This is a genomic window from Campylobacter sp. BCW_6873 (assembly GCF_001762365.1).
Classification (GTDB): domain Bacteria; phylum Campylobacterota; class Campylobacteria; order Campylobacterales; family Campylobacteraceae; genus Campylobacter_D; species Campylobacter_D jejuni.
The window spans coordinates 1-11,564 of record NZ_MJWS01000033.1; the positions used below are offsets into that span (position 1 = coordinate 1).

Annotated in this window: 14 protein-coding genes; 10 read left to right on the top strand and 4 right to left on the bottom strand. The window is 29.6% G+C overall.

Going from position 1 to position 11,564, the window contains the following annotated elements; translation table 11 throughout:
* The coding region (locus AJ932_RS01510; protein WP_148123012.1) for an autotransporter outer membrane beta-barrel domain-containing protein at positions 1 to 939 on the top strand (939 nt) is incomplete at its 5' end.
* A 317-nt stretch (positions 940 to 1,256) separates the two neighbouring features.
* On the opposite strand, the gene rplT is transcribed toward AJ932_RS01510, so the two are convergent.
* Positions 1,257 to 1,610 (bottom strand): 50S ribosomal protein L20, encoded by a 354-nt coding sequence (gene rplT, locus AJ932_RS01515; RefSeq protein ID WP_002851731.1) that lies wholly within the window; start codon positions 1,608 to 1,610, stop codon positions 1,257 to 1,259.
* Between the two features lie 93 nt (positions 1,611 to 1,703).
* Positions 1,704 to 1,895 (bottom strand): 50S ribosomal protein L35, encoded by a 192-nt coding sequence (gene rpmI, locus AJ932_RS01520; RefSeq protein ID WP_070233469.1) that lies wholly within the window; start codon positions 1,893 to 1,895, stop codon positions 1,704 to 1,706.
* A 155-nt stretch (positions 1,896 to 2,050) separates the two neighbouring features.
* Between rpmI and AJ932_RS01525 the strand changes: the two genes are divergently transcribed.
* The 4 genes from AJ932_RS01525 (at position 2,051) to AJ932_RS01540 (ending at position 6,097) form a co-directional block, all read left to right on the top strand.
* Entirely contained in the window at positions 2,051 to 3,217 is a 1,167-nt protein-coding gene (locus tag AJ932_RS01525; protein ID WP_070233470.1) for a hypothetical protein, read from the top strand.
* Between the two features lie 138 nt (positions 3,218 to 3,355).
* The gene (locus AJ932_RS01530; protein ID WP_070233471.1) at positions 3,356 to 3,757 is read left to right on the top strand and encodes a hemerythrin domain-containing protein; all 402 of its coding nucleotides are present in this window, start codon (positions 3,356 to 3,358) and stop codon (positions 3,755 to 3,757) included.
* Between the two features lie 177 nt (positions 3,758 to 3,934).
* Positions 3,935 to 5,116, top strand: a complete 1,182-nt coding sequence (locus AJ932_RS01535) for a NifS family cysteine desulfurase (RefSeq protein WP_002858709.1) — start codon at positions 3,935 to 3,937, stop codon at positions 5,114 to 5,116.
* Between the two features lie 9 nt (positions 5,117 to 5,125).
* Complete coding sequence (locus AJ932_RS01540; RefSeq protein WP_070278518.1) at positions 5,126 to 6,097, top strand: iron-sulfur cluster assembly scaffold protein; 972 nt, start codon at positions 5,126 to 5,128, stop codon at positions 6,095 to 6,097.
* 23 nt (positions 6,098 to 6,120) lie between these two features.
* On the opposite strand, the gene AJ932_RS01545 is transcribed toward AJ932_RS01540, so the two are convergent.
* Together AJ932_RS01545 and AJ932_RS01550 are read right to left on the bottom strand one after the other, a co-directional pair.
* On the bottom strand, positions 6,121 to 8,004 hold the full coding sequence (locus tag AJ932_RS01545) for a mechanosensitive ion channel family protein (protein ID WP_044794269.1): 1,884 nt from the start codon (positions 8,002 to 8,004) through the stop codon (positions 6,121 to 6,123).
* On the bottom strand, positions 8,001 to 8,636 hold the full coding sequence (locus AJ932_RS01550; RefSeq protein ID WP_002851887.1) for a carbonic anhydrase: 636 nt from the start codon (positions 8,634 to 8,636) through the stop codon (positions 8,001 to 8,003). The genes AJ932_RS01545 and AJ932_RS01550 overlap by 4 nt, the downstream gene beginning before the upstream one ends.
* A 160-nt stretch (positions 8,637 to 8,796) precedes the next feature.
* Here AJ932_RS01550 and AJ932_RS01555 point away from each other — a divergent pair, with 160 nt between their 5' ends.
* The 5 genes from AJ932_RS01555 to AJ932_RS01575 all read left to right on the top strand — a co-directional run bounded on the left by AJ932_RS01555 (position 8,797) and on the right by AJ932_RS01575 (position 11,559).
* Positions 8,797 to 9,492 (top strand): Bax inhibitor-1/YccA family protein, encoded by a 696-nt coding sequence (locus AJ932_RS01555; RefSeq protein ID WP_002851668.1) that lies wholly within the window; start codon positions 8,797 to 8,799, stop codon positions 9,490 to 9,492.
* A 103-nt stretch (positions 9,493 to 9,595) separates the two neighbouring features.
* A complete protein-coding gene (gene secG, locus AJ932_RS01560) occupies positions 9,596 to 9,964 on the top strand; it encodes a preprotein translocase subunit SecG (RefSeq protein WP_070233472.1) in 369 nt (122 codons plus the stop codon).
* A 9-nt stretch (positions 9,965 to 9,973) separates the two neighbouring features.
* Entirely contained in the window at positions 9,974 to 10,537 is a 564-nt protein-coding gene (gene frr, locus AJ932_RS01565) for a ribosome recycling factor (RefSeq protein WP_079460285.1), read from the top strand.
* 2 nt (positions 10,538 to 10,539) lie between these two features.
* Positions 10,540 to 11,148, top strand: a complete 609-nt coding sequence (gene pyrE / locus AJ932_RS01570) for an orotate phosphoribosyltransferase (RefSeq protein WP_002854423.1) — start codon at positions 10,540 to 10,542, stop codon at positions 11,146 to 11,148.
* Complete coding sequence (locus tag AJ932_RS01575; protein ID WP_002870659.1) at positions 11,149 to 11,559, top strand: RDD family protein; 411 nt, start codon at positions 11,149 to 11,151, stop codon at positions 11,557 to 11,559.
* The last annotated feature ends 5 nt before the right edge of the window (positions 11,560 to 11,564 follow it).

Sequence of the window (11,564 nt, forward strand, 5' to 3'; positions counted from 1 at the left end):
TTTGCTTTAGCTTCTTCAAGTAAATCTCAAAGCATTGCTATGTCTGAAAAGGGTAATTTATATGCAGATGCAAGTGATTATATAAAGAGTGATTTAAATAATGGAAGCTATGGTTCTAATAAAGAACATTCTTTATTCATCCTTCCTTATACTTCTTCACAGAATGTTGAACTTTCTTTAAATGAAGAAAGTAAAGGACACACTAAAGGAACCATTATAGGTTATTCTACTTTAAAAGACAGTGGAATATATGGTGTGTATGCAGGTTATGAAGATACAAGAATGGGTTCAACTTATTTTGATATTAATAATAGAACCTATTATGCAGGTTTAAAATACTTTAATACCTTATTTACTACAGAAAAAGGTCAAGAAGTTTATATCAAAGCTCAAGGTAAAGCTGCTTTGATTAAAAATGATTTAACTAAAAAAATAGGAAATAATGAAGCTAAAGCTGAACCTAATTCTTATGCTTATGGAGTCAATACAGCCTTAGGTATGAATTTTATTTCTAATAAAGATATATTCTCCCCTGAAATAGGTCTTGCTTATGAAGGAGGCTATACTGAAGCTTTTTCTATGAAAGACACTATAGGACAAGCAACAGTTAAGGATGGAGAAAGAACCTATGCAAACTATTTAAATCTTTTCTCTACTAAAACAAGCTTTACTTGGTTTAGAGATTGGTTGCCTAATTTAAAAACTTCAGTAGAACTTGGAGCTAAGTTTAATATCAATCCTAAAGTAGAAGCTGAGGCTAGATTTGGAAATATAAAAGTAAGTGATGAGTTTGATTTACCAAGAATACAAAAATTTGTAAGCACTTCTTTTATCGTTCCTGTTAATGAAGCTTTCTATTTTAGTTTAAACTATAATGGAATGTTTGATAAAGATGGCAATACCCATACAGGATTTGCTCAGTTTAATTATCTTTGGTAATCTTATAAAAGATAATACTTAGTTTAATTAGTTTTTACTCTCCTACTTGTTAAAATTTCATCCTGATAATTTTAAAATTATTAGGATGGATGTTGTTAAAGTCGTTAAATTCTTTTTGGATAATTTAAAAATTACATACTGTAGAATTTAGTCGTTTTAAAAGCTTCAAGGCACAATAAATGTGATTTTATATAAATTCAATGATAAATAAAAAAAATAAAATGTAAAAAAATTTTTGAGAATAAAATTTATGCTGTAAGGTTGTTTAGAATTTTAAGAATTTCAAGATAAAATCTTGAAATTCTTACACTAAAAAATTAAAGTGCTTTTTTTGCGGCCTCTGCAATTTTTGCAAAAGCAGCAGCATCATTCATAGCTAGATCTGCTAGAATTTTTCTATCAAGTTCAATACCTGCTTTTTTAAGACCATTAATAAATCTTGAATAACTTAAATCATTAAGCCTACAAGCAGCATTGATACGCACAATCCAAAGACGGCGAAAGTCTCTTTTTTTGCGGCGTCTATCACGATAAGCATAGACTAGACTTCTTTCTAATTGTTCTTTCGCTTTTCTAAAATGTTTACGGCGTCCACTATAAAAACCACGTGCTAATTTTAAAACTTTTTTGTGTCTGCGGCGTCTAACAACACCTGTTTTTACTCTTGCCATTTTTATTTCCTTTCATAAAGTGGCGTCCAAATTTGGAGCTTACCCTTGAAATTTTATCTCAGAGGGGAGTTTGAATGACTTTTAGTCAAAAACTTAAATTCCTAGCATTTTTTCAACAGCTTTTACATTTGTGTTATGCACATATTTAGCTGTGCGAAGATCACGCATTCTTTTTGCAGGTTTTTTAGTCAAAATATGACTTCTAAAAGCTGAGCCTCTTTTGATTTTATTTTTACCTACTTTGAAGCGTTTAACTGCGCTTTTAACGCTTTTCATCTTTGGCATACGCTTTCCTTATTTAGATAAATTTTTATTTTTCAAATTAAAAGAAAAGCTAAATACTATCAAATGTTTTCTAATTTTTGACTGAATTTAATTTTTAAAAAACTTGGCACACCTTTTGCTTATAAAAAATCAGCAATATTTTGGAAAGATTTAAAATGACTATAAATTCGGCAAATCCGTATCAAAATTTAACCTTATCTAATCCTTTACAGAATAGCTCTGCTCTAAATTTAATTAAAGATAGCAAAGCTTTAGAACAAGAAGGAAATGAAAATAGCTTAGAACAATTAAGTTATATTTTTAATAATACCACTTATGCCAGTGAATTTGGATTTAGAATCAATGAAGAAGGTTTTTTCGATAAAGATTTAAATAAAATTGCCAATATACCAGAATCTTATGATATCAATATTAAAAGCGTTAGAAGTATAGCAAAAGAACTCACGAAACAAGATGAAATTTTAAATTATAATAAAATTGATCTACCTTATCTTTTAAATAGCTATCATAGTTCATTAAAATCTATAAATTCAGAATTTTTACAAGATGATAATGCTTATTTAAATCGCGATTTTATTTCAAAACTATCATCAGGTTTTTCAACAGATAATGGAGAATTTTTGGGCCAAATTTCAAGAATTTACAACAATCAAGAAGAAATTGATTTAGCATTAAGCAATATCACAAATTTAAATACTTTAATGTTAGATAATAAAATAACTAATTTTCATTTTAATAAAGCCATAGAAAATACTTCTTCTAATGAAATTTTAAAACCTTATTTAACTAAAAATGCAGAAGTATCAAAATCTGGTCTTTTAATGAATTTTATCTACCATGATATAAAAACCCAAAATGAAAAAGAATTTAACTTTTTTATGAAACCTGTCACTCTAGAACTGAGCTCTCATCAAAATTTACAAAAAATTCTTAAAGGCGAAATGGATATAGAAGATTATATTAAAAAAGAAAATGAAAAAAAGATGAGTTTTGATCTTTATCTTTATGTTAATGGCATAGATAAAAAAACAAGTACTCAAGACAAACTATCTGTATTTTTTCAACAATATATTAACTACCAAAAAGATATGGATTTAAGAGAATTTGCAAATTCAAGCTCAATATTTCAAATTTATATCGATCAAACTCGCAATGATTTTGATGCTTTTAAAAAACAATATCAAAACCAAAGTCAAGACACGCAAAGATTAGAAGAGGTAAATCAACTACGCTCTAATTCTATAGAAAATTTTCTAGATCGTCGCCAAAAACAAGCAAATATAAATAAAATTCTAAACTCTTATATGTCTGTGATGGTTTAAAATAATTTTTACAAAAAATATATAAATTATAAATATTTCAATAATAATAATTTTTATATGATTAATTAATAAAATTTTAAGTATAATAACATTATAATTCGCCCCCGAAAAAATATAAATATAAAAGCACTCAAAACCATGATTTATAGTGAAAAAATTATTTCAATGAATAATGATCTTTTAGATCATCAACATAAAGAACTTTTTGAAATTTCTAAAAAACTCTCTTTAATGAGCCAACGTCATGTTGAAACAAAAGAATTAAAAATTGTTTTAAGAGAGTTGTTGATAATGATCAATAGACATTTTTCAGATGAAGAAGCCTTTATGAGAGAAATAGAATATCCTTATATCAACCATCATACAAGAATTCACAGAAAAATTATCTTAGAAATTGAAGAAATTATCATCAGTGAAGCTAAATTTGTAAATATAATGACTGAAAAGCTAGATCTCGTTGTTCAAGATTTTATCTTTAAACATACAGTCAAAGAAGATTCAAAAATAGTAAAGTATTACGAAGAAAAATTTAAGAAATAGTATTTCTCATTTTTACTATATAAAATCCACAAAATATTTCACTTTAAAATTTTACTTTAACATTTTATTTTTGTTATAATTTTTAACCTAATTTTTATAAATTTTTGTTATTATCCATTTTCGAATAAAGATAAAAAATATCCTAATTAAAGTTAAGGATAAATTAAGGATTTTAAAGTGAAAGTATATTTAGATAACAATGCAACGACGATGCTTGATCCTAATGCTTATGAGTTGATGCTACCTTTTTTAAAGGATATGTATGGAAATCCAAATAGCCTTCATCAATATGGTAGCGCAACACATCCTGCCTTAAGAGAAGCTTTGGATAAACTTTATGCAGGACTTGGAGCAAATGACCTAGATGACATAGTTGTAACCTCCTGTGCGACAGAAAGCATTAACTGGGTGCTTAAGGGTGTGTATTTTGATCATATTTTAGATAAAGAACGCAATGAAGTGATTATTTCTAGCGTAGAACACCCTGCTGTTACCGCTGCTGCTTATTTTTTAAAAAGTCTTGGAGTAAAAGTCATAGAACTCCCTGTAAATGAAGAAGGGGTTTCTACTGTAGAAGATTTACGTAAAGTGATTAGCGATAAAACAGCACTTGTAAGTGTTATGTGGGCAAATAATGAAACAGGTATGATTTTTGATATTAAAGCGATGGCAGAACTTGCACATGAATTTGGCGCTCTTTTTCATACAGATGCTACTCAAGCAGTAGGCAAAATAAAGGTTAATTTGACTCAAGTAGGAGTTGATTTTGCTTCATTTTCGGCGCATAAATTTCATGGACCAAAGGGTGTGGGTGGACTTTTTATAAAAAAAGGACTTAAACTTACTCCACTTTTACACGGTGGAGAACACATGGGTGGTCGTAGAAGTGGAACTTTAAATGTGCCTTATATAGTGGCTATGGGCGAGGCTTTGCGTATTGCAAATACTATGCTTGATTTTGAAGATTCTCATATACGCCGTTTAAGAGATAAACTAGAAGATCAAATTTTAGCCTTGCCTGATACAACAGTGGTTGGAAAAAGGGAACACCGTGTGCCTAATACAATCTTAGCAAGTATTAAAGGTGTTGAAGGCGAAGCAATGCTTTGGGATTTAAATAAAAATGGTATAGCTGCAAGTACGGGCTCAGCCTGTGCAAGTGAAGCTTTAGAAAGCAATCCTATTATGGAAGCTATCGGTGCGGAGCATGATTTAGCGCATACAGCTTTAAGACTTTCTTTGTCACGTTTTAACACTGAAGAAGAAATTGATTATGCAGCAAAACAAATTAAAAATGCAACACAGAGATTAAGAGCAATTTCTTGTACTTATGCTTATAATCCAAATAATTACAAATAAGGATGAAAAATGGGAAAAAATAGTTTAATTGGTGGATCCATTTGGGATGAGTATTCACAAAAAGTTCAAGATAGAATGAATAATCCTCAACATATGGGAGAATTTAGCGAAGAAGATGCTAAAGCACGCAATGCAAAATTGATCGTAGCTGATTTTGGCGCAGAAAGTTGCGGTGATGCAGTAAGACTTTTTTGGCTTGTAGATGAAAAAACTGATAAAATTATCGATGCAAAATTTAAAAGTTTTGGTTGTGGTACAGCTATAGCAAGTAGTGATACTATGGTAGATCTTTGCATAGGAAAAACTGTAGATGAAGCAGTAAAAATCACAAATTTAGATGTGGAATTTGCTATGCGTGATAATCCAGAAACTCCAGCTGTTCCACCTCAAAAAATGCACTGTTCGGTTATGGCTTATGATGTAATCAAACAAGCAGCAGCTCATTATAAAGGTATAAGTCCTGAAGATTTTGAAGATCAAATTATAGTTTGTGAGTGCGCTAGAGTAAGTCTTGGAACTATTAAAGAAGTGATTAAACTTAATGATTTGCATAGTGTAGAAGAAATCACACAATATACTAAAGCAGGTGCTTTTTGCAAGTCCTGTATCAAACCAGGCGGACATGAAAAAAGAGATTATTACCTTGTAGATATTTTAGCTGAAACCAGAGCCGAGATGGATAGAGAAAAACTCAAAAATACAATGAAAAGTGATGTAGCTTTTGATGAAATGACCGTAGTAGGACAATTAAAAGCAGTTGAAAGTGTTTTAGATGCTGAAATTCGCCCTATGCTTCATAATGATGGTGGAGATTTGGAAGTAATTGATATACAAAAGGCTGAAGGCGCAGCAATTGATGTTTATATTCGTTATCTTGGTGCTTGTAGTGGTTGTTCTAGTGGAAGTGGTGCAACACTTTATGCTATTGAAACAATTTTACAAGAAGAATTAAGTCCAAATATACGCGTTATACCAGTTTAAAAAAATAGCAAGATAAAATCTTGCTATTTTATAGCTTTTGCTTGCAAATCAAGGGGTGGTAAATTTTCTATATAAATACTGCGACTTGGGAAAGCAAAGGTTAAACCATTTTTTTCAATTATACGCATAAACTCAAGCATTAAACTTTGTCTAGCTTCTCTAAAATCTTTTCCACCTATTTCTTTGGTATAAAAATAAAGCTCTATATTAATACTACTATCTGCAAATTCGCTTAAAGCCACATAACAAGCATTTTTATAGCCTTCTAAATCGTTAATAGATACAAGATTTTGACGATATTTTGTCGTATGATCACCATATTTTAATGCACTATCCTCATCGTGAGCTACCAAATCACTTGTATCCAAAAATTCTTTCAAATCTTTTACACATTGATCTAATTTTTCAGGAGTAGCATCATAACCAACACCCAAATACATTCTAACATGGCGACCCATGCGTCTTTTACTCCAATTTTTGATATTAGCTCCCATAATAGTTGAATTTGGTAAAAATACGAGACAATTATCAAAAGTTCTAATAGTAGTTTTTCTAAGTCCTATTTCAACTACTGTTCCTTCTATACCTGAAACCTCTACCCAATCTCCTTGATTAAAACTATTATCAAAAAGTAAAAGTATAGAAGCAAAGAAATTTGCAATTATATCTTTCGCTGCTAAAGCAACAGCTAAACCACCAATTCCCAAAGATGCAATAATAGCTGAAATATTAAAACCAAGCTGAGCAAGGATATATAATAAAGCTATGATAATAATAACAAAATATAAAATTTTAATAATTAAATTTACAACTTCTTTTTTTCCGCTTTTTTGAGCAAGCTTAGAAACTAGTACCATTCCATAACCATCAAGCATTTTTAAAATAAGCCATGCAATCAAAACCGCATAAATTATGTGGAAAAAATTACTCAAATTAATACTTAAAGGTGCAGGATAAGTTGCTATAGTAAGACAAATCGAAATAGCATAAACAATCAGAAAAAAACTCACTGGTTTTTTAATATTCTCAATAAAAATAACTTTAATATCATCTACATCATTTTTATTTCTATAAAAAAGCCGAACAAGGAAAAAATATACTATATTTGCAAAAAAACGTCTTAAAGATATAAAAAAAACTAAAACCAAAGCAGAAATTACTATTTTTCCGATATTAACAAAACTTACCCCAATTGCCTCGTTTATACGATCTATCCAAACTTGAAGCTCAAGTAGTGAAAAAATATAATTACTTTCAAGCAAATCTGCATTTGATCGTAAATACTTAAGAATTTCAGAATAAGAATCTAGAGCGTTACCAATATATCTTTCTTTTAGGGTAATTTTTTCCAATTCTTCTGGATTTGTAATTTTGCTTTTAAAACTATCTAAATTTACACTAGAAGAATTTTGTAAATTTTCCATTGCCTTATCAACAGTAGCAATTAAATCTTCACTACTTGCTGTATTTTTAAAAAGTTTTTCCACTTCAAACAAAGAAGAATAAAAACTTTCCACAATGTTAAAATAAACTAGATTAAGAGTGGCATCTGTATAAATGTAAGGCTTATTAATATTCTTTTTTTGAACATCTAGTAATTTTTCTTTTGCTTTTAAAAATCTAGCCACTGCCTCTTCATTAATCTTTTGTCCTACTATCATATCGGGTATTTTTGCTAAAATAGTCTTTTTGTCTTTTTCAAATTCACTTAAAATACCATTAAAAGTGCTTGAATTTTCATCATTGTTTTTCTTAAATTCTTTAATTTGATTGTTAAGATCAACATATTTTTCAACTAAAGCATAAATTCCTTCATCTTCTTTACTAATATTCGCATCAATAAATTTAAATTCTTGTGCTCCAAGGTATAAAATAAAAAAACATAAACTAAAAATAATTTTCTTCATTGAACTTTCCTATCTTGTATTAAAGTAAAAATTTTTGCTTTAAAATCATACTCATAAATTTCACCTGTCTCTATAATATAATACCAAGCATGTACTTCTATTTTTCCTTCATCTAAAGCTTCTTGCACGCCTGGATAAGTAAGTATATTTTGCAAAGAATTTACTAAATTTAATTTTTCTGTAAGCCATGAACGCATAGCCAAATCGTCTCTTGCAAAAATCATCACATCTTTTTTTATCGGATCTAACATAGTAAGCCATTTTTTCACGTTAGGAATTTTATTTAACTCTTCATCAGAATAATAAAGAGCATTGCAACCTCCACAATTACTATGGCCACAAACGACGATATTTTTAATATGCAATGAATTTAAAGCATACTCTATTGCTGAAGTTGTCGCCAAGTAATCTTCTCCAACGCGATAAGGTGGAACTATATTTGCAATATTTCGTATTACAAAAAGCTCACCTGGACCCGTATTAGTGATCAAATTTGGAATTACTCTAGAATCAGAACAACCTATAAAAAGAGTATGGGGATTTTGCTTATTTTTTAGACTTTCAAAAAGTTCTTCATGCTCCTTAAAGTCTTCTTGCATAAACTTAATCGCACCGCTAATAAGATTTTCCATAAAACCAACCTAAAACTAAAATCTTGAAATTATAACAAAATTTCAGCAAAGATTTCATTTAAGCATTAAGATATTATATAAATTAACTTTTTATTTAGTCTAATATGTTAGATTTCGCTCAAGATTTTAAAAAATCTAACAATTTTGCAAGGAGAATTTTATGAGTCTTTATGATAGAGACTACTCAAGATCAAAAGAATTTGAAAATACACGCTCAAGCGAATTAAGTATTTTTATTAAACAAACTTATCAACTTTTTGCTGCTTCATTATTAGCTGCAACAGTAGGTGCATATGTAGGAATTTTTGCTTTAGCATCATTTTTTATACAATCACAAGTAACTTTTTGGATCCTTTTTGCTGTTGAAATCGGACTTTTATTTGCTTTGCAATGGAAAAAAAGAGAGGCTCCATTAAATCTTGTTTTACTTTTTGGTTTTACTTTCTGCTCAGGTTTAACGCTTACACCTTTACTTATTTCAGTTTTAGCTCTACCAGCTGGAGGAATTATCATCGCTCAAGCTTTTGCTTTAACAACGGTTGCTTTTGCAGGACTTAGTGTATTTGCTATGAATACAAAAAAAGATTTTACTGTTATGGGTAAAGCTTTATTTATAGTATTAATCGTTATTGTAGCAGCATCTTTACTAAACCTTTTCTTCCAAAGCAGTATAGTTAATCTAGCTATTTCAGCAGTAGCTGCAATATTATTTTCATTTTACATTCTTTATGATACGCAAAATATTATCCGCGGAAATTATGAAACTCCAATCGAAGGTGCAGTAGCACTTTATCTTGATTTTGTTAATCTTTTCGTATCTTTACTTAATATCTTAAGAAGCTTCAATAGCAGATAAGTTTTTGTGGGATTTTTCTCACAAAAACTTATCAAGTTTCAAAACTTTTCAAGTTTTATTTAGCTAAAATAATCATTTAAAAATTAACTTTTAGGAATTTTCAATGATCACTCTTTTAATCATTTTACAATTTATCATCGTTGTAGTTATTTGTATAGCAGTTTTACTTCAAAAAAGTTCAAGTATAGGACTTGGAGCTTATAGTGGAAGCAATGAAAGTTTATTTGGCGCCAAAGGACCGGCTGGATTTTTAGCAAAATTTACCTTTATTATGGGAATTTTACTTATTGCAAATACTATTGGTCTTGGTTATTTATACAATAAAGCTAGCAAGGACTCTCTAGCAGAGAAAATTAAAGTAGAAAACAACACTACTATTCCAAGCGCTCCTATTGTGCCTGCTACCCCAAACACAAATTCTATCGCTCCAAGTGCACCACAACTTCCAAGCGATGTTAATTCAAGTAAATAATTAAAGGAAATGATAATGCTAAGTGAAATTTTTAACAAACAAAAAACCCAAAGTGAAAAATCTTTAGAAGCCTTAAAAAAAGACTTCACCACTTTAAGAACTGGAAAAGTTAATACCCATATTTTAGATCATATTACAGTGGATTATTACGGAACTCAAACTCCTTTAAATCAAGTAGCAACTGTTTTAGCAAGCGATGCTTCAACTATTAGCATCACTCCTTGGGAAAAACCTTTACTAAAAACCATAGAAAGTGCTATTGCAGCTGCAAATATCGGTGTAAATCCAAACAATGACGGCGAAAGTGTAAAATTATTTTTCCCTCCGATGACTAGAGAGCAAAGAGAAGAAAACGTAAAGCAAGCTAAAGCTATGGGTGAAAAGGCAAAAGTTTCTATAAGAAATATACGCAAAGATGCCAACGATGCAGTTAAAAAACTAGAAAAAGATAAGGCAATAAGCGAAGATGAAGCAAAAAAAGCTTATGATGAAGTGCAAAAACTTACCGACACCTATACAACAAAAATTGATGAGAGTGTAAAAAGCAAAGAAAGTGAACTTTTAAAGGTTTAACGATGAATTTAGAGCAAATTTATAAAGATTGTGGTGCTTATTTAGAAGGGCATTTTTTACTAAGTTCAGGTAAACATTCGCAATTTTATCTTCAAAGTGCAAAAGTTTTAGAGGATCCAAAATTAGCAGCAAAACTTTGTGATGAACTTGCAAAGATTATTGCAAGCTATAAGATAGAATTTGATAGCATTTGTTCTCCTGCTTTAGGTGGAATTTTAGCAGGTTATGAGCTTGCGAGAGCTTGTAGTAAACGTTTTATCTTCACTGAAAGAGTAAATAAAGAAATGACTTTAAGACGTGGTTTTGAAGTAAAAAAGGGTGAAAAATTTATAATTTGTGAAGATATCATTACTACAGGTGGTAGTGCTTTAGAGAGTGCAAAAATCATTGAAAGTTTAGGTGGCATTGTTGTAGGTTTTGCAGCATTAGCAAATCGTGGTTTTTGTGCGGTAGAAAATCTAAAATCTCCAAGAAAAGATAATGCGAAATTACCTGAAAATTTACCACTCTTTACTCTAGGAAATTTTGAATTTGAAATTTATGATGAAACAAATTGTCCGCTTTGTAAAAAAGGGAGCAAAGCCATAAAACCAGGAAGTCGTGGAAATTAAATGAAAACTAAAGCAAAAATTAGCTCTAGATGGTTAAGATTTAGAGCTTTGCTTATAGATATTTTTCTTATTTATGTTCCTATTTTATATTTATTTTATTTTATATTAGGCTCTAAAGAAGCTTTTTTAAACAACCATTTTATCACAACTTTATGTACTTTTTTATTTGGTTTGATTCAAGCTATTTTTTTAACAAAAAAGGCACAAAGCCCAGGTCTTAAAGCATATGATTTATATCTTATTGATATAAAAACGGGAAAGAAACTAAGTTTTCTTAGAATTTTACTAAGATATGTGATATTTATTATAAGTTTTGGCTTACTCTTTGGTTTATTTGTCAGTTTTGTAAGAAAAGATCGTTTAAATTTACATGATATTTTAACTCAAAGTTGTATAGCCACCAAAGCATAAAGAAA